We start from the raw sequence: 24,205 nt of genomic DNA, 5'->3' as shown, positions 1-24,205 counted from the left end.
TTGCTTTAGCAGGGATCGGTGGTTACCTAGGTCAAACCACAGAGCAGCCTGTTGCAGAAGTCAATGGCGTTAAAATCAGCCAAACAGAATTTTCTCGTGCATACTCCAATGAGCGTGCACGTTTAGAACAACAATTTGGTGAATACTTCGCACAAATTGCAGCGGATCCAAACTACATGGCTCAGATCCGTAGCTCTGTGGTTGATCGTCTAGTACAACAAGAATTACAAAACCAATTAGCGCAAGAGTTAGGTCTGCGTGTGAGCGATGAGCAGGTAAAAAATGCCATTGTTGAAATGCCGTATTTCCAAGTGGGCGGTGAATTCAGCAACGACCGTTATTTGCAAGTCATTCGTCAAATGAACTTCCAACCAGATCGTTTCCGTGAGTATCTTCGTGACGAAATGACGCGTTCGCAACTGGTTTCTGCACTTGCAGGAACAGACTTCGTGCTAGACAACGAATTACAACAAACACTAGCATTGCAGCAGCAAACACGCGCCATCGACTACGCGGTATTGAGCAAAGACTTGGTGAAGAATGAAGTGAGCGTAACGGCTGATGAAATTCAAAACTACTACGATCTTAATCAAAACCAATTTCAATCACCTGAGCAAGTGGCGGTTAACTACATTGAGTTGAAAGCCGACGAGCTTGAGCCGCTTGAGCCGGTTACTGAAGAAGCGTTGGCAACCTATTACCAAGAGCAAAAAAATCAGTACCTAGAGCCTGAGAGACGCCGTGTGTCGCACATTCTTGTTGATGCAGGTGACGATCCGCAAGCGGCTGAAGAGAAAGCCCAAGCGCTTTTAGCTGAGCTTAAAGCTGGTGCTGACTTTGCCGAACTGGCAGAGCAAAAGTCTGACGATATTGTCAGTGCAGAGATGGGTGGTGATCTGGATTGGATTGAAAGAGACATGATGGATCCAGAGTTTGAAGCAGCAGCATTTGAGCTTGCTGAAGTGGGAGACATCACAGATGTAGTGGAATCGGAGTTTGGCTTCCACATTATTCAACTTACCGATATTCAAACTCAGCAAGTACAATCGTTTGAAGAAGTAAAAGACGAGTTACGCGCTGAGCTGGAAAAAACAGCTAAAATTGACGCTTTTTATCAAAAGCAGACTGAAGTTGCTGAACTGGCCTTTGAAGTCGCTGATACCTTAAAAGATGCTGCGGAAATGGCTGAGGTAGAAGTAAAGTCTACTGAATTAGTAAGCCGTGCGGCATTACCTGAGCCATTAAATACACCTGCTATCAGCAATACTATCTTCAGCCCTGAACTGCTAGAAGACAGAGTAAACTCTGAAGTGTTAGAAGTGGCTCCTGAGCATATTGTGGTAGTACGCGTTGAAGAGCATAAGCCTGCAGCGACTAAACCACTGGAAGAAGTGCAAGCGCAAATTAAAGCTCAGTTGATTGATGAAAAAGCCGCGACACTGATTGCAGAAAAAGCCCAGAGCCTATTTGAGCAACTGCAAGCGGGTGAGTCGCTAGCTCAGGTTGTTGCTAGCCAAAATGTTGCAGTGAAAAGCGTGAATGAGCTCCAGCGTCGTAGCCGTGAGGTACCGCCAGCCATCACCTCTGAAGCATTTAAATTGCCACACCCAGGTGTTGCTGAGACCGAAACAGCGCAAGTGGCCTTAAATAATGGCGATGCTGCCTTACTGGTACTTAAGTCAGTGACCACACCTGAGGTAGAGGGCAATGTTGATCCACAGCAAAAGCAAAGCTTTGTGTCATCTGTGGCTAACAAAAACTACACTGCGTTGATCGCCGCATTAAAAGAAAAAGCGGAAATCAAAAAGCCACAACTACAAGTGACTGAACAACCTTAATCAGGTTGAGAATTCAGATCTAAAAAAGGTGCCAAATGGCACCTTTTTTAATGGTTATGAAATAGGGAAGTTGGCTAATCGCTATGCCGACAATAGCTTTTGCATGGTTTTTGATTTCGGCTTGGTAAATACCTGCTCCGTCTCACCATACTCAACCGCCTTGCCGCGGTTTAATACTAAGATTTCATCGCTCATGTGGCGCACCAAGCTTAAATGGTGGGTAATAAGCACATACGCCAGTCCGGTAGCTGCCTGTAACTCTAGCAGCAGGTTAACTGTTTGCGCTCTTACTGAAGGATCGAGTGAAGACAGGGCTTCGTCGAGTACCAACACTTTTGGGTCTAAAATAAGTGCTCTGGCTAATGCCACTCGTTGTAATTGACCCCCACTGAACATATGTGGGTAGTAATCAATATGTTCAGCCAGCAGGCCAACACGGCTCAGGGTAATGCGGATTTTTTTATAGCGCTGCTCGGCAGTCAGTTCGGTGTTAAATTGCAAACAATCATCGAGCATATCGCCAATTCTAAGCCCCGGGTTGAGGGAGCGAGTTGGGTCTTGAAAAATTAATCGGATGGTGCGACAGTCACTTTCTCGATTACCATCGTCCTCAATGGTTATGCCGTTCAGTAAAATTTGCCCTGAATCGGCGATGTCAGCCCCAGCTAACACCTTAGCCAGGGTACTTTTACCGGAGCCTGTCTCACCAATAATGGCCAATGTTTGCGCCGGTGCCAAAGAGAAAGAAATGTCCTTTAATACCTGCAAAGAGTGACGCTTAATGAGCCCTTGCCGAGTGCTAAATGACTTATTCAGAGATTGTACTTTTAGGACTGGCTGCATTTTTGTTTTACCTTTATCAAAGGAAAGTGGCAGGCATAGCTGTGACCATGTGATTTACTTTGCCGCGGTGTCACCACACACTCTTTTTGCGCTTGTGGACAGCGCGGCCCCAGTCGGCAGCCAATGGGTAAATGCTGCAATGGCGGGATGGTGCCTTTTAGAGCATAAAATGGTTCTTTATGGCCTATGCCATGGCTATAATCTGGCAGACTTTTTACCAAAGCTTGGGTATATGGGTGCAGGGGCTGTTTAAAAATAGCCCGTGTTGGTCCGGCTTCCACCATTTGCCCGCAATACAGCACATGCATGGCGTGAGACCAATCAGAGATTTCTTCGAGCTCGTGAGAGATCATCAAAATCGACATATTCTTAAGCTGGTTTAATGCTTTTAACAGCCGAAAGACTTGTGCTCTAGCGGTGCTCTCAAGTGCCGTGGTTGGCTCATCAGCAATTAATAACTTAGGGCTTCTGGCAATGGCCATGGCAATCATTATTTTTTGACACATGCCCTCTGACAGCTCATGAGGATAGCTTGAACAGATACTTTTATCGTCTCTGATCCCCGCTTTATGAAGCAGTGCTTTGACTTTTTCTTTACGGGCTTTACGACGCTGAAAAAAACCACCTTTGAGCACGCTGTCGGGAATAGACTCAGCCACCTGATCGAAGATAGTGGCCGTAGGGTCAAGACTCCGACTTGGCTCTTGGTAAATCATGGCAATATCTTGGCTTACCAACTTACGACGTTTCTCTGGGGATAAGCGCATTAGATCAACACCACGCCAATGCATTCTGTCGGCGGTGACTGTCCAACGTTGATTGAGCACACCGACAATGGCTTTAGCGATCAGGCTCTTTCCCGAACCCGATTCACCGACTAACGCGTGCACTTCACCTTCTTTTAAGCTTAGGTTGACCCGGTCTACCGCGCGAATAACGCCATCTTCCGTTCTCAGCTCTATAGTTAGGTTTTTAATGTCGAGTAATTGCATTAGTCGGCCTTTCTTTGCTTTAACGCTTCTCTTAGACCGTCACCAACCAGATTGGTTGACAGTACCGCTAGAAATAGTAACGCGCCTGGTAAGCCCACTGTCCATGGCGCTAAATAGATTAACGATAAGTTCTCAGCCAAAATAGCGCCCCATTCCGTTGACGGCGGTTGCGCCCCTAATTTCAAGAAACCCAGCGCAGAAATATCAAGTATGGCAGTTGATAATGCCATGGTGAAAATAACCACAATGTGTTCATAAATATTGGGCAAGATCCCTCGAACTAATATCTTCCAGCGACTGGCACCGTCGAGCTTAAAGGCAACAATATAATCTTTGTTGAGCTCACCAACCACCAGATTCCGAATGGAGTGAATATACTGCGGCAATAAGGCAAAAATAATGGCCCAAACGGTATTTATCAGGCCCGGGCCTAAGATGGCGATAATAATAATGGCTAACAGCAATGAAGGAATGGCCAAGGTGATGTCTAGCAGGTGATTTAAAAAGCTCGATTTTAAACCACGGCTGGCTCCGGCCAACGTCCCCAGCACCACCCCCAGCGCGGTGGTGACCAAGGCGGCTAGAATAGACAAACCAAAAGTGTAGGTGGCGCCATTCATCAACCGCGATAATAAATCGCGACCTAAGTCGTCGGTACCGAGAATAAAGCGGACATCCCCTTGTTCATGCCATGATGGCGGTAATAACAGCGCATCGGCATGTTGCTGATTGACACCATAGGGGGCAATCAAGGGCGCTGTCACGGCTAATATGGTAAGACCCAAAAATAGCCACAACCCGACCAAGGCAACGTGATTACCCCGAAACTTACGCCACAACCGAAACAGCGGTGAGCGGTTCGACTCTTCACTGTATAAACTAAACTTTGCCATGAGCTTGGTTCCTTGCCAGTGGGTCGAGGGCTGAATGGATGGTATCGGCTAGCATATTGGCAATAATAACAAAAAACGACACCGCCAGAAGACCCCCTTGAATAGCAGGGTAGTCGCGTTGGTAGATGCTATCGATGAGCCAGCGGCCAATGCCGGGCCAAGAGAAGATCACTTCGGTGATCATCGCCAAGGTGATCAAGGTACTAAACTGTAGGCCGATTTGTTTTATCACCGGTAACAGGGCGTTGCGCAGGGCGTGATGGACAATAAGTTGGCTGCGGTTTAGGCCCTTAGCACGAGCTGTTTTGATGTAGTTTTGCTCTAGCACCTCGAGCATGGAATCGCGAGTAAAACGGATTAATACCGTGGTGGGATACATGGCCAATACGATGGTTGGTAAGGCTAAGTGATGAACGGCATCCCAAAATGCAGCGCCACCATACGGGAAGCCTTGAAGATAAATATCCAATAGCAGTAAATTGGTTAGAGGCTGTATTTCATAGAGCAAGCCAATGCGGCCAGACATTGGAAACCAGCCTAAGCCGAGGCAGAACGCCATAATTAGTAATAACGCCAGCCAAAACACAGGAATTGAGAAACCCATTAAACTTAAGGAGTTGATCACTCTGTCAGGCCACTTTTTGTAATAGGCACTGGCAATAATCCCGCCAGGTACGCCTACGATAACCGAGACGCTCAATGCATATAAGCACAGCTCTAAAGTGGCAGGGAAAAACAACTTAACGTGATCCAGTACTGGCTGCCCAGAAGACAGCGACAGCCCCCAATCGCCCTCAAACATCCGCGTCATAAAGGCCAGATACTGCACCAAAATATTGTCCTCGATGCGGTACTTGGCTATCAGCTCTTGGGTTTGCGCATAGCTTGAGTTCATTTCGCCACTAAAGTTGGTGACCAACTCGCCAGGGAACAAGTAGTTCAACGAAAAGGTAAACAGGGTCAAAGTAAACAGCATAAAGAGCAATAAACTTAACCGCCGCAATGCATACTTTACAACCATGACTATTTCCTCCGAGCTTCAGCCAGCGAGATACCACCAAAGGGTCGCAGTGCCACCCCCTTGATATCGGTACTGGTGGCTTGGAATCTAAGGCCATGGGCAATGGGCACTAAGGGCAGCTGCTCAATCACCATTTGCTGCGCTAAATGATAATAATGTTTGCGCTGCTCCATATCATTGGTGTCTAGAGCTTGGGTTAGAAGCAAGTCAAACTCTGGGTTACACCAATTGGCTGGGTTTTTACCGCTAAAAGTGGCAGTACAACTGAGTAAAGGGCTAAAAAAGTTGTCTGGATCTGGGGTGTCGGCGGCCCAGCCTAATAAAACGCTGTCGTGTTCATGGCGGCCAACACGCTCTAAGAAAGTATTCCACTCGTATTCTACGATGCGAGCCCGAATGCCAATTTGGCGTAAGTCACGTTGGATAAGCTCAGCCATCTTTCTGGCATTCGGGTTATAAATCCGCGACACCGGCATGGCCCACAAGGTCATATCAAAACCCTCTTCAAACCCGGCTTGCCGGAGTAAGGCTTGCGCTTTTTCTGGGTTGTAAGTGGGCATCTGCGCTTGTTTTTCAAATGCCCAAGAAGACGGCGGAAGCATGGAGTTGGCGCGAATGCCATTGTTATAAAATACCGCTTGCATGATTTTCTCAAAATCGATGCTATGGGCCAGGGCGCGGCGCACCTGAGGGTTATCAAAAGGTGGCTTTTCGGTGTTAAACGCCCAGTAGCCAATGTTTAGGTTGGCTGCTTTTTCCACTTCGATGTCTTGTCGCTGCTCTAACACACTGAGCTGGGTAGCGCTGGGGTGAGCGGTGATATCACATTCTTTGGTCAACATCTTGGCAATGCGGCTGGTGCCATTGGTGGTAATATCATACACCAATTGCTCCAAATGCACGGGGTGTTTCCAGTAATCGTCATGACGATAATAGCGGATCAGGTTATCGCGCAAAAACTCACGGTATTTGTAGGGGCCGGTGCCCACGGGCTTGCTATCAAAATCCGCTTTGCGCTCTTGTGCTACTAATTGCTCGGCGTACTCTTTAGAGAGAATAACAGCAAAATCGGTGGCAATGTTAGACAAGAAGCTGCTCTCGGCATTAAACAGTTCAAACCGCACGGTGTAATCATCAATTTTTCGCACTCGGCGGATCAACTGATCCAAACCAATGCTTTGAAAATAAGGATACTCGGCATCACCAACAAAATGGTAGGGGTTATAAACATCAAACAAGCGGTTAAACGAGAACACCACGTCGTCAGCATTCATGTTGCGGCTGGGGGTGAAGTACAAGGTATCGTGAAAGCTGACGTCTTGGCGTAGGGTAAAGGTAAAGGCCTTGCCGTCGTCACTCACTTGCCAGCTAGTGGCCAGTTCGGGCTGAAATTCACCGGTGTTGGGGTCAATACTGATCAAGGTATCGTACAATTGATTGGCGATAATATCTATGGTTGAGCCGGTCGTTGTCACCTGAGGGTTAAACGAAACGGGATTCGCCTCTGCACAATACACCAAACCTTGGGATTGGTTATTGACTTTGTTTGGTGGTGCCTCGTTACAGCCAAATAACGCCGAACAAAGCACCCCAAAAAACAATTTTCGCACCGCTATGCCTCTTGTTTTTGGTTTTGATCTAACAGGTTGTATTTTTTCAAATAACCTCTTAGTTGATGATACGTCAAACCGAGGTTTTGTGCAGTCTTCTTTTGATTAAATTGGCTAAATTCCAGCGCTTTTTGCAACAAGGAAATTTCATAGTCATTGGATAGCGATTTCAAGTCGCAAGGAAAGTCGAATTCGAGTGCTGGGCTTTCGGTCACGGCTTCATCCGTCGCGGCAACGGTTTCAGTGGGTGTTTGCACCACAGTTTGTGGTTGCGGCGCTTTGATCCGTTGACTTGGACGGTAAGGACTGGCAAACGGGTCGAAGATGATTTCATGGACCGGAATTTGGTCGTTGCCGTGACGGTATAAGCTGCGTTCGATGACATTTTTCAGCTCACGAACATTACCAGGCCAAGGGTATTCTAATAGTTTTTCCGTGGCTTTGCGGGTAAAGCCACTGAACAGCTCCCACTCCAGGTCACGTGCCATGTTTATAGCAAAGTGCTCGGCTAATAATAAGATATCTTCTTTTCTGGCCCGCAGTGGCGGGAGTGTGATGACATCAAACGCCAGCCTATCGAGTAAGTCATGACGAAACTCGCCGGCATCAGCGAGGCTCGGTAAGTCTTCGTTGGTGGCGCAGACCAAACGGGTATCCACCTTGACCGTTGATTTACCGCCGACACGTTCAAACTCGCCATACTCAATCACTCGCAACAGTTTTTCTTGTACCATGGCAGAGGTGTTGGCCAGCTCATCTAAAAACAAGGTGCCGCTGTTGGCGCGCTCGAAACGGCCCTCATGGCGTTTGCTAGCGCCAGTAAAGGCACCACTTTCGTGGCCAAACAACTCACTTTCGAGTAAGTTTTCGTTTAGTGCGGCGCAGTTGAGTTTGACGTACTCTTGATCCCAGCGCTCTGATAAGTAGTGCAGACGTGCGGCGATCAGTTCTTTACCAGTACCGCGCTCACCTATGATCAAGACGGGCTTCTCTAATGGCGCCAGTTGTGAGACCTTATCGAGCACCGCTAAAAAGCTATCGGATTGGCCCAGTAAATTATCCTGTTGACGAAATCGGCTCATATTGCCTAACTCTTAGTGTTTTTTACTAATTACTAGTGTATTTCAAAAATGAGGATAACTAAAGGAGTTTTAAAATATAAATAAATTACTGATATATATAAGGAAATGTTTTTGATAAAGTTGGCAAGCTATTTGATACATAGCTAGTAAGCAATTTAGCTATTAACCAAAGAGGTAACCACTATGGGAATTTTCTCACGTTTTGCAGACATAGTGAATTCTAATATCAATGCGATTTTGGATAAAGCGGAAGACCCAGAAAAAATGGTTCGCTTGATTATTCAAGAGATGGAAGACACCCTTGTCGAAGTAAGATCCACTTCAGCGAAAACATTGGCTGAGAAAAAAGAGCTGACACGCCGCCTTGAGCAACTTCAAGCTCAGGTTGATGATTGGCAGCAAAAAGCAGAGCTTGCGTTAAGTAAAGAGCGTGAAGATCTTGCCCGCTCAGCACTTTTGGAAAAGCAAAAATCAGCAGACGATGTTGCGGCACTTGAGAAAGAGCTGGAGCACGTTGATACCCACATCGAAAAGTTGCAACAAGAAGTCAGTACTTTACAAGATAAGCTGGCAGACGCCAAAGCGCGACAAAAAGCCATTGTGCTACGTCAGCGTTCAGCCGAGTCGCGTCTTGAAGTGAAAAAGACTCTAGACAGCAACAAAGTAGACGATGCTTTGAATCGCTTTGAGCGCTTTGAAAGCAAAATTGATGGCTTGGAGTCTCAAGTTGAGTCATACGACTTAGGTAAGAAGAGCCTGTCTGATGAAATCGCCGATTTGCAAAAGAATGAAAAAATCGACGATGAACTTGAACAGCTGAAAAAGAAAATGGCTGGCAAGTGAAAATAACCGCACCTACTGTCATGGTAGGTGCATACTTACTACAATAATAACAAGCCCAGTTGAAGGCAGGAGAAGAGTATGTTTGATCCAGAATTATTAATGGCACCATTGATTATTTTTATGGTGATAGTGGCTCCGCTTTGGCTTATTTTGCATTACCGCAGTAAGAAGCAAGTGAGTCAAGGTTTGAGTGAACATGAGCACCGCCAGTTAATTGAACTTGCTAATAAGGCAGAGAAAATGGCAGAGCGCGTAGAAACGCTGGAAGCCTTGCTTGACCAAGAGTCACCGCAGTGGAGACGCAAGTTATGAGTAGAATGAGACGAGAACTGTATCGCGACCCCAGTCGCGGAAAAATAGCAGGGGTTTGCGCCGGCTTAAGTGATTACTTTAATATGGAGTTGTGGCTGGTACGAATTTTATTCGTGACGGCGGTGTTGTTATCTGGTGGTCCACTATTTGTGGTTGCGTATGTCGCTTGTTGGTTTATCTTAGACAAACGTGAAGCTCAACCTGAAAAGTCCAGTCATGATAAAGACGAGGACCGCGTCTCAGTAAAGTTTAAGGTATGGCAAAAAGGTGAGCCACCACGTCAGGCGCTGTTTGATTTAAAAGACAGATTAGGGCGCTTAGACAACCGTATTCAAAGTATGGAACGCTACGTTACTTCACCAGAGTTTACGGTGAGCCGAGAAATAGACAAGCTATAAGGCGGTCAGCCCGCCTTTAGCATTTTTAGAGGGGATACATTTAACCGATGACCAAATCAGGCTTTCGCCCCCCAACATCCATAACAAAACTAAAACAACATGCCAAAAAAACGCTCCACCGCTCCTTTGATAAGCACGTAAAGCTTGCCGTTACCGGCTTCAGTGGCAGTGGTAAAACCGCGTTTATTACCGCCTTAATTAAGCAGCTGACGACCCAAGCCGAACGCCAAAACTTGCCGTTTTTTGATGTCGTGAGTGAAGGTCGCTTGGTGGCGTGCCGCACCGAACCACAACAAGCTTTGGTGGTACCAACCTTCGACTATCAAGAAGCGGTAAGTTGCCTTTTGCAAGAGCAGCCCAGCTGGCCGCCTTCGACTAAACGTATTAATACCCTCACTTTGGCATTTAAATATACCAGTCAACGGGGCTTAAAACAGCATCTGGCACAAACCCACACCCTGTACCTAGAGTTATATGACTACCCCGGTGAGTGGTTAATGGATTTGCCCTTACTGAAAATGGATTATCGGCAATGGTGTGAACAACAGCTTGCACTGTTAAATAAGCCGAAATACCGGCCGTATGCCGCTGAGTTTTTGCAGCAAGTTAATCAGTTTGATAGCCAAGCTGAGGTTAATGAAACACAGCTAAAGACGCTGGCAGAGCAGTATCACCAACTCTTACACACTTTGCAAAGTAATACGCGGTTATCGAACCTGCAGCCTGGCCGCGCCTTGATCCCAGGCGATCTTGCCGGAGCCCCGGTGTTACTGTTTTTCCCGCTGCCATCACACCCTGAACAAGGGGCGGAAAACAGTCAATATAAGCAACTCGAAGCACGTTTTGAAGCCTATAAGAAGCAGGTGGTTACGCCATTTTATAAAGACTATTTTTGCCAATTTGATCGGCAAATTGTGTTAGTGGATCTGTTGGCCAGCCTTAACGATGGTTACGACACCTTAAAAGAACAAGAGCATGCCCTAAAACATGTGTTAGGGATGTTTGCCCATGGTAAAAGTGGCTTTTTATCGCGGTTGCTGAGCCCCAAAATTGATAAAGTATTGTTTGCTGCCAACAAGTGCGATGGTGTTCTTAGCGAACAGCAGAGTAACCTCACTCGACTATTGAACTCAATGTTAGCGGACAGTGCCAATGAGCTTAGGTTTAATGGTGTGGCGGTGGATACCATGTCGATTTCATCGGTGCGCAGTGTGGAGTCAAGAAGTGTGCAAGATGGTAAGCACAAGTTGCAATGCATTTATGGTAAACCCGTTGGTGAAACCGCGTTTATTAATTATGCTCCGCCCATTCCTCCGGATCATATCCCCGCGGCAAGTCATTGGCCCGAAGGGGGCTTTGAGTTCCTCGCGTTTGAACCGCTGGTGGCCAAGCAAGGGGCGTTGTCTCATATCCGCCTCGATCACGTGATGCAGTTTTTGATCGGAGATAAATTACGATGAGTGAACAGCCAAACAACTATAACGGCTCTGGCAGGCGATTCGAGGCCGAGCCTGAAGTTTCAGAGCACAAGGATCAGCATCAAGGTCAGATTTTACCCGCTGACATTAGCCAAACCAACCACGATAGCACGACGGATGCGCCCGAAATGCCAAAAATTGAGCGTGTTTACGAACCAGCTTGGCGCTTTGGCATAAAGCAGCTGTTTGTTGTTTCTTTACTGCTATTAATTGTGGTCGAGGCTGGAGTGACCTTAGTAACCAGCTTTGAAGAAAATATCGTTCTGTTTGCGCTGTATGCCAGCGTACTAACTCTGGGATTGTTGGCGCTGTTTAAGTTTTTAGTCTCAGAAGTCATGGCGCTTAGGCACCTAAAGCGTCATCAACAACATAAAATTGATGCTCAACGGTTATTGCAAAGTGACCAAATCGGTGAAGCAAAAGAGTGGTTGAAGCCGCTGCTTCGAGTTCACCCAAAAGAGAAAGTCGCCGAGTTTAAAGCCGCATTGCAACCGCACCACACGGATAAAGAAGTCATCGCGCTGTATGAAAAGTCACTGCTAAACGACCAAGATGCCCAAGCAAAAAAGCTGATCCAAGAACATGCTACCACTTCGGCACTGTTGGTGGCCTTGAGCCCAATGGCGCTGGTGGATATGTTGGCGGTATTGTGGCGCGGTGTGGTGCTGGTGGAAAAGATCAGCAAACATTATGGTATTCGGCTAGCTTATCGTAGCCGCATCACGCTCTATAAAATGCTGCTCAAGCAGATGGTCTTTGTTGGCGCCAGTGAGCTGCTTAGTGATTTGGCTGCCACCAGTGTTGGTGCTGAGCTATTAGGTAAACTCTCCACTCGCTCGGCACAAGGGCTCAGTGCGGGGATCTTTACTGCGCGCCTTGGCTACAAGGCGATGGAGCTTTGTCGTCCACTCCCGCGTTTGACCCATAAACAAAGCTTACTGAAAAGCGCCATTTCGTCTTTGCTTGAAGTGTTATTGAAGCGCACCACCAAGTCAGCTGAGAAGTGAGTATAAAGCTCGTTTAAACAAAAAGTTAAGGGCCGCTAAAATGGCCCTGCTATTGCTCTCAGTACAATGGTCGGCAACTATTTTATACACTTGTGCTAGCAAAAAATGCCAGCAACTTAATCGTAACTAGCCGTCTGCCCATCTGGCATGCTTGTTTATTATCACCGTCTGCAATAAATAGTTAATACACAAGCAATTATAAATAAAATCAGCAGGCAAGTATGAAAAAGTTAAAAGACGACAGTCAATGTATTCACGGTCCCAACCATTTCGACGACCCCCATGGCGCATTAACTTCTCCGTTATATCAAACATCGACATTCCACTTTAAAGATGCCGCGCAAGGTGCTGCCCGATTTGCCGGTGAAGAAGGGGGATATATCTATACCCGTCTTGGTAACCCCACTACCAGAGAGCTAGAAGAAAAAGTGGCTCAGCTTGAGGGCATGGAAGATGCGGCGGCAACTGCGACGGGTATGGGCGCGGTGTCGGCTGCGGTGCTGAGCTTTTTGCAACAAGGTGACCACCTTATTGCATCTAGCGCGTTATATGGCTGCAGCTTTGCTTTATTTGCCCACATGCTGCCTAAATTTGGCATCGAGGTTACCTTTGTTGATTTGACTGACGAGAAGGCATTGCAGCAGGCGGTACAAAGTAATACCAAAATGCTGTTTGCCGAAACGCCAATTAACCCCAATATGACGGTGCTGGATTTAGCCATGCTCGGCGCGGTGGCGAAAAAGCACAGCTTACTGTTTGTTGTCGACAACACCTTTATGACACCACTGCTGCAAAAACCAGTGAACTATGGTGCGGATCTTATCGTCCACAGTGCCACTAAGTATTTAAATGGTCATGGTGATGTTGTGGCGGGGTTAGTGTGTGGCTCTAGCGAGCACATTGAAACCATCAAGTTGACGGTATTAAAAGACATCGGTGCGACAATTAGCCCGCACGATGCTTGGCTAATTAACCGCGGCTTGAAAACCTTGGCGCTACGAGTGCAGCGCCACTGTCAAAATGCTCAAGCGGTTGCTGAGTTTTTACAGGCGCACCCAAAAGTGAATCAGGTGTATTATCCTGGCCTGCCTTCACACCCTGGCTATAAATTTTTGGGTGAGCAGATGAAAGGAGCAGGGGGCGTTATTGCTTTTGAGCTAGACGGCAACCTAGAGCAAGGTGAGCGATTTATTAATTCCACTGAGCTTTGTACTCTTGCAGTTAGTTTGGGCGACCCTGAAACCTTGATCCAGCACCCGGCTTCGATGACACACTCTCCATACACCCCTGAAGAGCGTCTTGCGGCTGGAATTTCGGATGGTCTTATTCGTATTTCGGTAGGGTTAGAGGACGTCGATGATATTATCGAGGATCTGAAACAGGCATTTGATAAGATTTAAGTACAGTTAAGTTTACTAAAAATGGGGCTTTAAGCCCCTTTTTTATTGTTGTGTTTTTATAAGTTTACATTGATGTTTTGTTTGGTTTACGTTTTGGTGGTTTTGCCACTAAGGCATAAACCGCTCAACTATTACACTTTAAGTCAGTTTTACTTAGTATCAATATCACAAGTTGAAGCACTTCAGATCATCAACAGGACAGGTCGTACGTCGAACCTCAATAACATACTGAAGTGGTAAAGAGAGAGTAAATTATGGCTAAAGCAAGTAAATACGTTTCTAGGCAACCAGACGAAAATGGTTACATTGCTTGGACAGATGAAGAAAACCAAACTTGGTCAGAGCTCGTTGAGCGCCAGCTAAAATGCATTGAGGGCAAAGCCTGTGATGAATATCTTGAGGGCTTGAAGAAAATCAATCTGCCAACCGACAGAATTCCCCAGCTGAGCGAGCTTAACGAAGTCTTAGAAAAAGAAACTGGCTGGCAGGTTACGCCAGTTCCAGCACTCATCGACTTTGATGAGTTCTTCAGGTTACTTGCCAACAAGCAATTCCCAGTGGCTACTTTTATTCGCTCACGTGAAGAGTTTGATTATCTGCAAGAGCCGGATATCTTCCACGAGATATTTGGTCATTGCGCCATGCTGACGAACCCTGCTTTTGCAGAGTTTACTCACAAATATGGTCAGTTAGGGTATGCCGCCGAGAAAAAAGATCGTGTCTATCTGGCGCGTCTATACTGGTTTACGGTTGAATTTGGTTTAATGCAAACCGAAGATGGCTTACGTATTTACGGCGGTGGCATTTTATCAAGCCCAGGTGAGACTGAGTACGTTTACACCGACAAGCCTGAAATTAACCCAATGAATGTACTGAACGTGTTGCGTACCCCGTATAGAATCGACATTATGCAACCTGTTTACTATACCATTAATGGCATTGACGACTTATTTGAAATCTCAAAACTCGATATTATGTCGTTAGTGGAACAAGCAAAAGAGCTGGGGCTATTTGAGCCAAAGTTTCCCCCAAAAGAAAAACTAGCAAGTTAAGGAATGTATTAATGTCTGATTTAAGTGCACAAAAATGTGAAGCGTGTCGTGCGGATGCGCCTAAAGTATCAGATGAAGAACTGGCGGTACTGATCAAGCAGATCCCAGATTGGGTGCCAGAGGTACGCGACGGTATTATGCAGCTAGAGCGAGTTTATAAGTTTAAGAACTTCAAACAAGCCTTGGCATTTACCAATAAAGTGGGTGATATGGCTGAAGAAGAAGGTCACCACCCAGGCCTGTTAACCGAGTGGGGCAAGGTCACCGTAACTTGGTGGAGCCATTCAATTAAAGGCTTGCATAAAAACGACTTTATTTGTGCTGCAAAAACCGATGAGGTGTTCGACGCACTGTAAGTATATTGTAGAGCAGAATAAAGTGTAAAAAAGCGCAACTCTCGACAGAGGTTGCGCTTTTTTGTGGTCACGATTAGGGCATAGCAAACAGTGATTTCAAGTGGCTTTATACCTGTGAGAGCGACACTTTCTTAGCTCGCTCGATCACACCGCTATCAAAGAATGAACAAGGAGCCCATAGATGCGCGTTGGTATCAGCGAGAAAGGGAGGAATGGTTTTTAGCTGTTGTGTTGGCTTTCTTCACTCATCACACAACCCTAGCTAAACTAGATGCGAAACGAGTAGCGCTTATACTAAGAAAAATACTTTCAAAGGGTTGCAGAATGTATTTTAACCAGTTAGTTTGGTTGTGTTGCTGTTTTGGCGACGGACATCAATAAGGATAATACGATGAAACTAAAGTTAAGTAAAAGAAGTATAAAAAAGCTATCAAATGATGACAAAGTGCTAGCTACTAAAGTAACACCACAGATCGGTGGTGCTGCGCCTCCTCCTAGCCAGTATTGCATTACAGATGAGCGCTGTAACACTGGTACCTTTAAAACGTTTTACTGTCTCTAACCCGCTATAGGGCTCCAATTACGGAGCCTATTAATACCATGCCTGCCTAGTGTAAGTCGCTTTTATGTACTTTGCACAACTTGATAAAAGACAGCCTGACCCGCTCTTTGCTTCATTTCGGTTGGATTAATACAGGTCGGTTGGTTAAATACAGGTAGGGGGAGCCACGAGCCTTGGCAAATAGCGGCGCTTTAGGCGCCGCTATTGTTATTAATTTAGGAAAGTGGCAAAACGCATATGGGTCTTGCCACAACAGACTTAAGCTGTATTTAGGTAAAAGTAGGGCTAATAATGCCATTGGTCCATAAAATGGCCGTGGCAGCTAGAATAATGACTAATAAAACCAAGCCGCAGGTAACCACTGAACTGGCGTAAATAAAACCACGCTCTTCAGGAATGTGCATCAAGATGGGCACACCGGTATAGAGTAGGTAAACCGAGTAGGCCAGTGCCACCATGCCGACAGACACCACGAACCAGAGTTCGGGGTAGAATGCCGCAAACGCAGACATAAACATCGGCGTTGCTGTGTAAGCCGACAGCTCAAGGGTTTGCGTATAAGTTGGCTGAGCACCAAAAGTCACCGCCATCCAATGAGCAAGGTAAGCGAGGATAAACACCCCAACAATAAGCGCACAATACATGGCAACGCCAATCAGCAGTGCAGAGTCGTGAGTTAGGTAAACATCGTTGCCGGCACCAACACTCCAGCCTAAATAAACAGAAGAATAGTAACCCATAATGCTCGGGGTAAGAGCAATCAGTGCAATATGTGACAAACTGTAAAACATACTTTCGTGTCGGTTATCAATGGTTTGCCACTCTTCGTGTGGGTGGGCATATAGGCCCCATAAATGATTAAAGATCATAGTTAGCCCCTTATAATTAGCTTTGTACTATTTTTGTACAATTCATTTTAAGTTATGGGAGACGACTGAATTTTTGTCAAGAAAATGTCTTTAAATAGCGCCATTGTTATTTTCAGAAAGTTCTAAAAATTAACGCCAACCCTTGCCCTAGTAGTCCCTGCAGCGTCAACTTGTGTTAAAATGACACAAAGCCAGAGTATTTTATTGTTATGTTAGAAAAGTATAGAGAACTCCTCGAACCCATTAATCAGTTCTTAGGTGCGCAAACGCCGCAAACTTGGCTGGATAAAGCCAAACAAGCGGAGCATTTGCCGTTGTTGCTTATTGATCATATGCATTGTGAGCTTAAAGCGGCACAGAGCGCCGCCTTTTTGATCCGCAAATACGCCATTGACGATAATTCCGCTCAAACCTTACTGAGCTGGCTCAAGCCCTACGAAGATTTTGTTTATCGTAGTATTGGCGATGGTGAGTTTAGTGGCAGTAAAAATGAGCTTATCGGCACACTCACCGCCAAGCCGGAGTACAGCTATAACCAAGACATCTTGGATAAGATGGTGCGCTTAATCAAAGAAGAGTTGCATCATTTTGAGCAGGTGCTGGAGATTATTCGCAGCCGCCATATTGCGGTGGAATACGTGCAGGCCTCTCGTTATGCCTCGGGGATGATTAAGCACATTCGCACTTACGAGCCGGCAGCCTTGGTGGATAAGTTAATTATTGGTGCTTACATCGAAGCCCGTTCATGTGAACGTTTTGCCAAATTGGCACCTTTGCTCGATAAAGACATTGCCAAGTTTTATGTGTCATTACTGCGCTCTGAAGCACGACATTATCAAGATTACATTAGCCTAGCCGAGCAGGTCGCCAATGCCACCGACCCTAAGCGCTGTGATGTGGCGGGGCGTATTGCGTTATTTCAGCAGGTTGAAAATGAACTCATCACCAGCCAAGACAGTGATTTTAAATTTCACTCTGGTGCGCCGCTAAGCTAGCGGCCGTTAACCATTAGCGCTAAACGGGTGACAAAGGAGTTGTTGCTCACCGCTGTCGTCAACCACTAAGTATGAGCTCTGAGAGTACCAGTCACCTAACACTGTGCGTACTTTGCCGTCAGGGTAGTGGTGCACGTTCGGCCTGTGGGTATGGCCATGGATCATATTGTTGACCTGATGCTTGGCAAACATCTGGGCTACCGCCTCTTCGGTGACGTCTAAAATTTCCAGTGGTTTGCCTTTTTGATTTTCAACACTCTTGCGTCTGGCATCTGCAGCGACACGGCGGCGATACCAAAGTGGCATGGCAAGCATCAGTTTTGGCCACCACCAGCCACGACTCTTTTTACGAAACTTTTGATACGCTTCGTCCTGAGTACACATCTCGTCACCGTGCAAAATCACGGTTGGCGTACCGTATAGATCGATCACCGCTTGTTCAGGTAGTAGAGTCATGCGGCATTCGTCGGCAAACGCCTGCTTAATTAGAAAGTCGCGATTACCATGGATAAAGAAAACGGCAATATTGTGCTGCTGCAATTGCCGCAGTTTAGCAGCAATGGATAGTGCATATGGGTCGCGTTCATCATCACCAATCCATACTTCAAAAAAGTCGCCGAGAATATATAGCGCATCCACGTCCTCAGTCATGTGCTGATCCAAAAAAGCAAAAAATGCTTGAGTGATATCACTGCGTTGCTCGGTTAGGTGTAAATCGGCAATAAAGTAGGTTTTAGCCATGATCCCTCTGGAATAATTAGGCCAGCGTAGCGCTGGCCCGAAATGAAAAAAGTACGTTATTCTGCAACGTAGGCTTTTTCAATGATCACGTCTTCAAGTGGTACATCTTGGTGGAAGCCGGCAGAGCCTGTTGCTACCCCTTTGATTTTGTTTACTACGTCCATGCCTTCAACCACTTCTGCAAAGACACAGTAACCCCAACCTTGCGCTGTTTCGCTAGAAAAGTTCAGGAAGTCATTGTCATTGACGTTAATGAAGAACTGCGCGGTTGCTGAGTGTGGATCCGGTGTACGCGCCATGGCTAAAGTGCCTACTTTGTTGGCAAGACCATTATTGGCTTCATTTTTAATTGGGGCTTCAACTGGCTTTTGCTCCATACCTGGGGCAAAACCACCGCCTTGAACCATAAAGCCATCAATGACACGGTGGAAAATAGTGCCATTGTAAAAGCCGCTGTTAACGTAGTTAAGGAAGTTGGCAACCGTTTCAGGTGCTTTGTCAGCGAAAAGGTTAATGCGGATCTCGCCGTGATTTGTTTCTAAAACAACCATGTTAGTGTCCATAGTGCTAGTGATTAAAACCCTATTTTATAACAACTTTACCAAGGTGAAAAAGCTTTGCAGTAAAATCAGCAGAAAAAAGCAAAAAAGGGACGTTAAATCCCAGTTAATTGCTAGAGCCTACGCCACGCAGGTGATATGATTATCAGTAATTTTGTAAATATACCCTAAACTAGGAATTGAACTACATGTTGCAGATATTCAACACACTCACTCGACAAAAAGCCCCCTTTAAACCGCTCAAAGAAGGCAAGGTTGATATGTACGTGTGTGGTATCACCATTTATGACTTCTGCCATGTGGGACACGCTCGAACCTATGTTTCATTCGATGTGATGAATCGTTACTTACGTTACTTAGGTTACGATGTCACTTATGTGCGTAATATCACCGATGTTGACGACAAAATCATCAAAAGAGCCGCAGAAAATAACGAAGCCATTAATGACTTAACGGTGCGGATGACTAAAGCCATGCACGAGGATTTTGACGCGCTTAACATCTTGCCTGCTGATATTGAGCCCACGGTTACTGGGCACATGGATGAGATCATCGCCATGATCGAACGCTTAATAGCAAAAGGTCATGCTTATGTGGCTAAAAACGGCGATGTCCTGTTTGACGTTTCAACGTTTGAGCAATACGGCCAGCTGTCACAGCAAGACCTCGACATGTTGCAAGCAGGTGCTCGCGTTGAAGTGGCACAAGACAAAGAAGATCCGCTGGACTTCGTGCTGTGGAAAAAAGCCAAGGCTGATGAGCCATCGTGGCAGTCGCCATGGGGCGATGGTCGTCCTGGTTGGCACATTGAATGTAGCGCCATGAGCTCGAAACATTTAGGTGAGTTTTTTGACATTCATGGTGGTGGCTCAGATTTGCAATTCCCACACCATGAAAATGAAATCGCGCAGTCATGCTGTGCTAACAATGGCCGCTACGTCAATACTTGGATCCACACCGGTATGGTTCAAGTCAACAAAGAAAAGATGTCGAAATCATTAGGTAACTTTTTCACCGTCCGCGAAGTACTTAAAGCCTACGACCGCGAAACGGTGCGTTACTTTTTGATCAATGGCCACTATCGCAGTCAGTTAAACTACTCGCAAGAAAACTTGGAGCAGGCACGCGCCTCATTAGAGCGCATTTATACCTCACTGCGTGGCGTTGAGCCACAAGTGGTGGAGCTCAAAGGCAATGAGTATGTGGCGCGTTTTGAAGCGGCCATGAACGATGACTTTAATACCCCAGAAGCGTTACCGGTTATTTTTGAATTAGCCAAAGAAGTGAACCGCTTAAAAGAGACGGATCAACAAGCAGCGGCTGAACATGCTTATATTCTAATCACACTTGCTGCCGTGTTAGGCATTGCACAACAAGAGCCTGATGCCTTCTTAAAAGGCGAGCAAGACGATGACGAAGTGGCGCAAATTGAAGCACTTATCGAGCAGCGCAAGGTTGCCCGTGCCAATAAAGACTGGGCTGCGGCCGATGAAGCTCGGGATGCTCTTACTGCCATGGGCGTGGTACTCGAAGACAGCGCCGGCAAAACCACGTGGCGTAAAGCATAACCATCGCATTACTTGAAAAAGCCTTCACCCAGTGAAGGCTTTTTTTGTTACTGTGCTATCTAGACTTGTCATTCGGTGTATAAATGACCAAACTAATAAAAACAAAACAATAACCAAATCACATGATTAAACCATCTGACGTTACCCAGCTTGATATTTCTTGGCTTGAGCAAGAGCTGTTTGCGCTGGGCAAGTTTTCGTTGCAAGTGGGTGAGGCGCTTTCATTTGTTGCTGTCATCATTGCCACTTTTATTATTTCTAAACTGCTGCGTTTGGCATTTAACCGTTTAGCATCGCGCCAAGGAGTTATTCAACACACCTCTGCCTATGTGATAGGGCGGATCATTCACTATATCGTTCTGTTCATTGGTTTTATTATTGCGCTCACTGCGCTGGGCATCGAAATGACCGAGCTGGCATTGGTCGCCAGTGCCCTTGGTGTGGGCATTGGCTTAGGTTTACAGGGGCTGGTTAACAACTTTGTCTCGGGCATTGTGATGCTACTAGAAAAGTCAGTTAAAGTGGGGGACTTTGTTGAGCTGAGCGATGGCGTGGTGGGTGAAGTCATTGCCATACATATGCGCTCAACCTGGATCCGCACCAACGACAACGTCGACTTACTGATCCCCAATTCTGCCATGGTATCGAATACCGTAACCAACTGGACCATGTCGGATAAATACCGTCGCTTTCGTATTCCATTTTCGGTGGCTTATGGCAGTGATAAAGAAAAAGTGAAGCGGGCAGCACTGGAGGCAGCACGCAATGTACAGTACACCTTAGATACGCCAGGCAGAGAAATCACGGTATGGATGACAGGGTTTGGTGACAGTAGCCTTAATTTTACCTTAGGAGTGTGGGTGCAGCCCGAGCAAGTGAAGCGGCCGACGGCACTGGTGTCTGATTATTTGTGGGCCATTGATGATGCCTTTCATAAATATCAAATCGAGATCCCGTTTCCGCAACGCGATCTCCATTTGCGCAGTGGCTTCAGTGACGACAAGCTTAATTGAGTATTTTCACCACCCGTTGCGGGAAAGGAATTTCAATTTCAGCAGCTTGAATGGCGGCAAACACGGCTTTATTGATCTCTAACTTGGTTTCAATTTGTGCGGTGGTAGGCACCCAGTAACGGTAGCTTAACACCACTGCGCTGTCGGCAAAGGCCTCGATACCAATTTGTGGTTTGGGGTCGTTACTGACCTTATCGTGTTGCGTCAAAATGGCGGTTATTAGCTCAAGTGCCTGCTCATAGTCGGCATCGTAAGCAATGCCAATTTCACCTTTGACCAAAGAATTGGCAAAGGAGTTATGCAGAATTTCGCCAACAATGTGTTTGTTGGGAATGGTGATCTCAACTTTTTCTTCATTGATAAGCGTAGTGTGGCCAAGCTCTATCATTTTTACTTCGCCATTGACGCCTTTAATGCTGATGGTATCGCCAATCACAAACGGGCGTGTGGCGATAATGGCCAGACCCGCGCCATAGTTCGCCAGCATCCCTTGTAATGCCAAGCCCGCACCCAATGATGCGGCACCAATGGCAGCCACAAATGGCGTGATACTGATCCCCACCTTGCCTAACGCAATAACCACAAACATGGCGATGATCAGCACCTTAATGACATTGCCAACAAAGTTGGTCAGTGCTGGGTCTATCCGATGCTTGAGCATCACTCCTTCGGTGGCTTTTGAGAGCTTGCGTGACAGCCACAAGCCTAATAAAAAGATAACAATCGCGGCCAGGAGCTGAAAGCTATAGGTGACCAGATAGTCGCGGATCAGGTTGTAGTAGTGTTCGATTTGTTCTATTTCTTGGTTAATCAAGGTTATGGTCTCACTATAAAAAGCTTATACTTAGCCAATGATAAAGCACTGGCACCCAAAGTGCAGTGATCACGGCTGTAATGGTCATAGCGGCCGAAGCAAAAGCCCCGGCTTGGGGATGGTGTTCCATGGCGGCAGCGGTGCCAATGGCATGGCATACGATCCCTAGTGCCACGCCTTTAGCGGCATTTCCTCTGACTTGGCAAAAGGTAAGTATGTGCAGTCCGAATACCCCACCAAAAACCCCAATTAAAATCACCATAATGGCAGCAACTGCCGGGATCCCACCGAGATAGTCACTGATTAATAAGGTGATTGGCGTGGTCACTGACAATGCCGCCATGGATGCGGAAATCTCGGCGCTGGCAGCAAAAGCTTGGCACAGTAAGAAGGCCGCAGTGGTTGAGATACTGACACCTAGCCAGCTGGTAAAACAGAGCGCCACAAAGACCGGTTTAATTTGATGAAACTGACGATACAAAGGGTAAGCCAAGGCCACTACTGCAGGCTCTAATAAATAATGGATCGCCATAGTCGATTGCTGGTATGCCTGGTAGTCGCTTTGGGTTAACAGTAGCACAGCGGAGATGATGGCTATGCACAACAAAACCGGGTTAAGCAGGGCAATGGCATAGCGGCCATAGAGTCGCCTGGCGAGAAAAAACAACACTATGGTTAAAACAGCAGGGAGCACAGTATTAATCACGAAACTTAATTCTCTTTACCAGCGGAGCCAATAGCAGTAAACATAAACTGGGTAAGCCCAGTAATAACAATAACAACAGTGGCCAGCGAGTGGCGAACAGATTTAGGTGTTCAACCAGTCCCACACCGGCGGGAATAAAAAATAATGCCATGTACTTTAAAATAGGCTCGGCGGCCGGGGCTAACCACTGCGCAGGCACTAACTTAGTTGCCAGTAGTGCCAGTAGTATCAGCATCGCGACTAAGGCGGCAGGGGCCGCTAAAGCGAAGTAACTATTCACACCTTTTGCCAACAGCAAGCAGGCGAGGATGATAATAAAGCCGCGAAGAAAATAGCCCGTGGCCTTGAGCATATCAGTGAGCGCTACCTTGGTGTCTGTCATTGCTTTATTTTACCTTATGGCACTGTGTTGACCATTCTACTTTATGGCAAGGGCCACTACCACTTTGCACGTGGTCGAAACGCTTTCGCTGCGTCGCTGGTGGCGTTGCTCATGGCGATGCGCGTATTTTTACTGCATAGCAATTTGATTTGCGACCAAGTTTCTTGCCACAGCAGTTTTCTACTGGGCTGATTATAAGCGCGATTATACACTTGCTTAATGGCCGCAATGGCATCAGGTGAACGGCTGCGGTACTGAGCTAACAATTGTGCTATGCGAGCATCTGTGTCGTCGCACACTTCAGTGACTAAGCCTAATTGCTGAGCGCTGCTGGCCACAATCCGTTCAGCGGCAATGCTGAGCGCCAAGGCATTATCTTTGTTGACTAAGCCTGGCAATAACAAACTGGCTCCCATGTCCGGGCATAAGCCCCATTTTGCTTCCATAATGGCCAGCTGAGCCGTGCTTGCAGCGATGCGAATATCGGCACCCAGTGCAATATGGCAGCCACCGCCAAGGCAATTTCCTTTGATATTGGCGATCACGGGTATAGGCAGTGTTTGCCAACCTAATACCACTCGTTGTACTAAATTGGCATTACCTGGTAGCCACTTAAATAATAGCTTTACAATGCTACTGGGGCGCTTCATGACACTTTTTACATCTAACCCAGCACAAAAGTGATCCCCACTGCCTTGCAACACCACCGCAACTAAGGTGCGGTCGCGGCGCAATTGCTTTATGGTTTTATCTAGCGCCACAAACATCTCCAGCGACAAGGCATTTTGTTTTTCTGGTCGTGACAAGGTGACAAAAGCAACTCGGTCCTTGATAGAAAGTGAAATCATAAAGCAGTGTTCCTAGTGGTAG

Annotated in this window: 25 protein-coding genes; 12 read left to right on the top strand and 13 right to left on the bottom strand. The window is 46.5% G+C overall.

Going from position 1 to position 24,205, the window contains the following annotated elements; all coding sequences use genetic code 11:
- Positions 1 to 1,838, top strand: a 1,838-nt coding sequence (locus ACNKW2_RS15070; protein ID WP_419149290.1) for a SurA N-terminal domain-containing protein, incomplete at its 5' end; no start/stop codon positions are given.
- An 81-nt stretch (positions 1,839 to 1,919) separates the two neighbouring features.
- Here ACNKW2_RS15070 and ACNKW2_RS15065 read toward each other — a convergent pair.
- Genes ACNKW2_RS15065 through pspF form a run of 6 tightly spaced genes read right to left on the bottom strand, consistent with a single transcriptional unit; the run spans position 1,920 to position 8,279 of the window.
- Positions 1,920 to 2,681 (bottom strand): ATP-binding cassette domain-containing protein, encoded by a 762-nt coding sequence (locus ACNKW2_RS15065; RefSeq protein WP_419149288.1) that lies wholly within the window; start codon positions 2,679 to 2,681, stop codon positions 1,920 to 1,922.
- Entirely contained in the window at positions 2,666 to 3,673 is a 1,008-nt protein-coding gene (locus ACNKW2_RS15060; protein WP_336566834.1) for a peptide ABC transporter ATP-binding protein, read from the bottom strand. The genes ACNKW2_RS15065 and ACNKW2_RS15060 overlap by 16 nt, the downstream gene beginning before the upstream one ends.
- Positions 3,673 to 4,566: an ABC transporter permease subunit gene (locus ACNKW2_RS15055; protein ID WP_419149287.1), complete on the bottom strand. Its 894-nt coding sequence runs from the start codon at positions 4,564 to 4,566 to the stop codon at positions 3,673 to 3,675. Before ACNKW2_RS15055 ends, ACNKW2_RS15060 begins: the two co-directional genes overlap by 1 nt.
- Positions 4,553 to 5,587, bottom strand: coding sequence for an ABC transporter permease (locus tag ACNKW2_RS15050; protein ID WP_336566832.1), 1,035 nt, complete (start codon positions 5,585 to 5,587; stop codon positions 4,553 to 4,555). Before ACNKW2_RS15050 ends, ACNKW2_RS15055 begins: the two co-directional genes overlap by 14 nt.
- Positions 5,588 to 5,589: 2 nt before the next feature.
- Positions 5,590 to 7,197 carry an ABC transporter substrate-binding protein SapA gene (gene sapA, locus ACNKW2_RS15045; RefSeq protein ID WP_419149286.1) on the bottom strand — a complete coding sequence of 536 codons (1,608 nt, stop codon included), beginning with the start codon at positions 7,195 to 7,197 and terminating at the stop codon, positions 5,590 to 5,592.
- A gap of 2 nt (positions 7,198 to 7,199) precedes the next feature.
- Positions 7,200 to 8,279 (bottom strand): phage shock protein operon transcriptional activator, encoded by a 1,080-nt coding sequence (gene pspF / locus ACNKW2_RS15040; RefSeq protein ID WP_336566831.1) that lies wholly within the window; start codon positions 8,277 to 8,279, stop codon positions 7,200 to 7,202.
- 183 nt (positions 8,280 to 8,462) lie between these two features.
- On the opposite strand from pspF, the gene pspA reads away from it, so the two are divergent.
- The 8 genes from pspA to ACNKW2_RS15000 all read left to right on the top strand — a co-directional run bounded on the left by pspA (position 8,463) and on the right by ACNKW2_RS15000 (position 15,125).
- Positions 8,463 to 9,122, top strand: a complete 660-nt coding sequence (gene pspA, locus ACNKW2_RS15035) for a phage shock protein PspA (RefSeq protein WP_419149285.1) — start codon at positions 8,463 to 8,465, stop codon at positions 9,120 to 9,122.
- A gap of 78 nt (positions 9,123 to 9,200) precedes the next feature.
- Entirely contained in the window at positions 9,201 to 9,434 is a 234-nt protein-coding gene (pspB, locus tag ACNKW2_RS15030; protein WP_336566829.1) for an envelope stress response membrane protein PspB, read from the top strand.
- Complete coding sequence (gene pspC, locus ACNKW2_RS15025; protein ID WP_419149284.1) at positions 9,431 to 9,832, top strand: envelope stress response membrane protein PspC; 402 nt, start codon at positions 9,431 to 9,433, stop codon at positions 9,830 to 9,832. The genes pspB and pspC overlap by 4 nt, the downstream gene beginning before the upstream one ends.
- 47 nt (positions 9,833 to 9,879) lie before the next feature.
- Entirely contained in the window at positions 9,880 to 11,292 is a 1,413-nt protein-coding gene (locus ACNKW2_RS15020) for a YcjX family GTP-binding protein (RefSeq protein WP_419149283.1), read from the top strand.
- Positions 11,289 to 12,317, top strand: a complete 1,029-nt coding sequence (locus ACNKW2_RS15015; RefSeq protein ID WP_419149282.1) for a TIGR01620 family protein — start codon at positions 11,289 to 11,291, stop codon at positions 12,315 to 12,317. Before ACNKW2_RS15020 ends, ACNKW2_RS15015 begins: the two co-directional genes overlap by 4 nt.
- A gap of 221 nt (positions 12,318 to 12,538) precedes the next feature.
- The gene (locus ACNKW2_RS15010) at positions 12,539 to 13,717 is read left to right on the top strand and encodes a trans-sulfuration enzyme family protein (RefSeq protein WP_419149281.1); all 1,179 of its coding nucleotides are present in this window, start codon (positions 12,539 to 12,541) and stop codon (positions 13,715 to 13,717) included.
- Between the two features lie 254 nt (positions 13,718 to 13,971).
- Positions 13,972 to 14,769, top strand: coding sequence for a phenylalanine 4-monooxygenase (gene phhA, locus ACNKW2_RS15005; RefSeq protein WP_336566822.1), 798 nt, complete (start codon positions 13,972 to 13,974; stop codon positions 14,767 to 14,769).
- Positions 14,770 to 14,780: 11 nt separating this feature from the next.
- Entirely contained in the window at positions 14,781 to 15,125 is a 345-nt protein-coding gene (locus ACNKW2_RS15000) for a 4a-hydroxytetrahydrobiopterin dehydratase (protein WP_336566821.1), read from the top strand.
- A gap of 831 nt (positions 15,126 to 15,956) precedes the next feature.
- Here ACNKW2_RS15000 and ACNKW2_RS14995 read toward each other — a convergent pair.
- Positions 15,957 to 16,556, bottom strand: coding sequence for a Yip1 family protein (locus tag ACNKW2_RS14995; RefSeq protein ID WP_419149280.1), 600 nt, complete (start codon positions 16,554 to 16,556; stop codon positions 15,957 to 15,959).
- Between the two features lie 209 nt (positions 16,557 to 16,765).
- On the opposite strand from ACNKW2_RS14995, the gene miaE reads away from it, so the two are divergent.
- The gene (miaE, locus tag ACNKW2_RS14990; protein ID WP_419149279.1) at positions 16,766 to 17,551 is read left to right on the top strand and encodes a tRNA isopentenyl-2-thiomethyl-A-37 hydroxylase MiaE; all 786 of its coding nucleotides are present in this window, start codon (positions 16,766 to 16,768) and stop codon (positions 17,549 to 17,551) included.
- Between the two features lie 6 nt (positions 17,552 to 17,557).
- Here miaE and ACNKW2_RS14985 read toward each other — a convergent pair whose 3' ends face one another.
- Together ACNKW2_RS14985 and ACNKW2_RS14980 are read right to left on the bottom strand one after the other, a co-directional pair.
- A complete protein-coding gene (locus ACNKW2_RS14985) occupies positions 17,558 to 18,292 on the bottom strand; it encodes a UDP-2,3-diacylglucosamine diphosphatase (RefSeq protein ID WP_419149278.1) in 735 nt (244 codons plus the stop codon).
- Between the two features lie 56 nt (positions 18,293 to 18,348).
- Complete coding sequence (locus ACNKW2_RS14980; protein WP_419149277.1) at positions 18,349 to 18,843, bottom strand: peptidylprolyl isomerase; 495 nt, start codon at positions 18,841 to 18,843, stop codon at positions 18,349 to 18,351.
- Between the two features lie 197 nt (positions 18,844 to 19,040).
- Between ACNKW2_RS14980 and cysS the strand changes: the two genes are divergently transcribed.
- Positions 19,041 to 20,420 carry a cysteine--tRNA ligase gene (gene cysS, locus ACNKW2_RS14975; protein ID WP_419149276.1) on the top strand — a complete coding sequence of 460 codons (1,380 nt, stop codon included), beginning with the start codon at positions 19,041 to 19,043 and terminating at the stop codon, positions 20,418 to 20,420.
- Between the two features lie 122 nt (positions 20,421 to 20,542).
- Positions 20,543 to 21,433: a mechanosensitive ion channel family protein gene (locus ACNKW2_RS14970; protein ID WP_419149275.1), complete on the top strand. Its 891-nt coding sequence runs from the start codon at positions 20,543 to 20,545 to the stop codon at positions 21,431 to 21,433.
- Here ACNKW2_RS14970 and ACNKW2_RS14965 read toward each other — a convergent pair.
- The 4 genes from ACNKW2_RS14965 to ACNKW2_RS14950 are packed head-to-tail and all read right to left on the bottom strand — an operon-like array spanning position 21,426 to position 24,183.
- The gene (locus ACNKW2_RS14965; protein WP_419149274.1) at positions 21,426 to 22,247 is read right to left on the bottom strand and encodes a mechanosensitive ion channel family protein; all 822 of its coding nucleotides are present in this window, start codon (positions 22,245 to 22,247) and stop codon (positions 21,426 to 21,428) included. The genes ACNKW2_RS14970 and ACNKW2_RS14965 overlap by 8 nt on opposite strands.
- A gap of 13 nt (positions 22,248 to 22,260) precedes the next feature.
- Complete coding sequence (locus ACNKW2_RS14960; RefSeq protein WP_419149273.1) at positions 22,261 to 22,953, bottom strand: LrgB family protein; 693 nt, start codon at positions 22,951 to 22,953, stop codon at positions 22,261 to 22,263.
- Positions 22,946 to 23,335 (bottom strand): CidA/LrgA family protein, encoded by a 390-nt coding sequence (locus ACNKW2_RS14955; RefSeq protein ID WP_419149272.1) that lies wholly within the window; start codon positions 23,333 to 23,335, stop codon positions 22,946 to 22,948. Before ACNKW2_RS14955 ends, ACNKW2_RS14960 begins: the two co-directional genes overlap by 8 nt.
- 56 nt (positions 23,336 to 23,391) lie before the next feature.
- On the bottom strand, positions 23,392 to 24,183 hold the full coding sequence (locus ACNKW2_RS14950) for a crotonase/enoyl-CoA hydratase family protein (RefSeq protein WP_419149271.1): 792 nt from the start codon (positions 24,181 to 24,183) through the stop codon (positions 23,392 to 23,394).
- Between the last annotated feature and the right edge of the window lie 22 nt (positions 24,184 to 24,205).

The organism is Pseudoalteromonas 'SMAR' (assembly GCF_048515945.1).
Taxonomy (GTDB): Bacteria; Pseudomonadota; Gammaproteobacteria; order Enterobacterales; family Alteromonadaceae; genus Pseudoalteromonas.
The sequence above is the reverse complement of the archived record's forward strand: the minus strand, read 5'-3'. Positions and strand labels throughout refer to the sequence as shown.

Excerpts from the sequence above, each read along its gene's own strand:
- ACNKW2_RS15065 (WP_419149288.1), bottom strand. The coding sequence starts at position 2,681 with ATGCAGCCAGTCCTAAAAGTACAATCTCTGAATAAGTCATTTAGCACT.
- ACNKW2_RS15060 (WP_336566834.1), bottom strand. The coding sequence starts at position 3,673 with ATGCAATTACTCGACATTAAAAACCTAACTATAGAGCTGAGAACGGAA.
- ACNKW2_RS15055 (WP_419149287.1), bottom strand. The coding sequence starts at position 4,566 with ATGGCAAAGTTTAGTTTATACAGTGAAGAGTCGAACCGCTCACCGCTG.
- ACNKW2_RS15050 (WP_336566832.1), bottom strand. The coding sequence starts at position 5,587 with ATGGTTGTAAAGTATGCATTGCGGCGGTTAAGTTTATTGCTCTTTATG.
- pspF (WP_336566831.1), bottom strand. The coding sequence starts at position 8,279 with ATGAGCCGATTTCGTCAACAGGATAATTTACTGGGCCAATCCGATAGC.
- pspA (WP_419149285.1), top strand. The coding sequence starts at position 8,463 with ATGGGAATTTTCTCACGTTTTGCAGACATAGTGAATTCTAATATCAAT.
- pspB (WP_336566829.1), top strand. The coding sequence starts at position 9,201 with ATGTTTGATCCAGAATTATTAATGGCACCATTGATTATTTTTATGGTG.
- pspC (WP_419149284.1), top strand. The coding sequence starts at position 9,431 with ATGAGTAGAATGAGACGAGAACTGTATCGCGACCCCAGTCGCGGAAAA.
- ACNKW2_RS15020 (WP_419149283.1), top strand. The coding sequence starts at position 9,880 with ATGACCAAATCAGGCTTTCGCCCCCCAACATCCATAACAAAACTAAAA.
- ACNKW2_RS15015 (WP_419149282.1), top strand. The coding sequence starts at position 11,289 with ATGAGTGAACAGCCAAACAACTATAACGGCTCTGGCAGGCGATTCGAG.
- ACNKW2_RS15010 (WP_419149281.1), top strand. The coding sequence starts at position 12,539 with ATGAAAAAGTTAAAAGACGACAGTCAATGTATTCACGGTCCCAACCAT.
- phhA (WP_336566822.1), top strand. The coding sequence starts at position 13,972 with ATGGCTAAAGCAAGTAAATACGTTTCTAGGCAACCAGACGAAAATGGT.
- ACNKW2_RS15000 (WP_336566821.1), top strand. The coding sequence starts at position 14,781 with ATGTCTGATTTAAGTGCACAAAAATGTGAAGCGTGTCGTGCGGATGCG.
- ACNKW2_RS14995 (WP_419149280.1), bottom strand. The coding sequence starts at position 16,556 with ATGATCTTTAATCATTTATGGGGCCTATATGCCCACCCACACGAAGAG.
- miaE (WP_419149279.1), top strand. The coding sequence starts at position 16,766 with ATGTTAGAAAAGTATAGAGAACTCCTCGAACCCATTAATCAGTTCTTA.
- ACNKW2_RS14985 (WP_419149278.1), bottom strand. The coding sequence starts at position 18,292 with ATGGCTAAAACCTACTTTATTGCCGATTTACACCTAACCGAGCAACGC.
- ACNKW2_RS14980 (WP_419149277.1), bottom strand. The coding sequence starts at position 18,843 with ATGGTTGTTTTAGAAACAAATCACGGCGAGATCCGCATTAACCTTTTC.
- cysS (WP_419149276.1), top strand. The coding sequence starts at position 19,041 with ATGTTGCAGATATTCAACACACTCACTCGACAAAAAGCCCCCTTTAAA.
- ACNKW2_RS14970 (WP_419149275.1), top strand. The coding sequence starts at position 20,543 with ATGATTAAACCATCTGACGTTACCCAGCTTGATATTTCTTGGCTTGAG.
- ACNKW2_RS14955 (WP_419149272.1), bottom strand. The coding sequence starts at position 23,335 with ATGACAGACACCAAGGTAGCGCTCACTGATATGCTCAAGGCCACGGGC.
- ACNKW2_RS14950 (WP_419149271.1), bottom strand. The coding sequence starts at position 24,183 with ATGATTTCACTTTCTATCAAGGACCGAGTTGCTTTTGTCACCTTGTCA.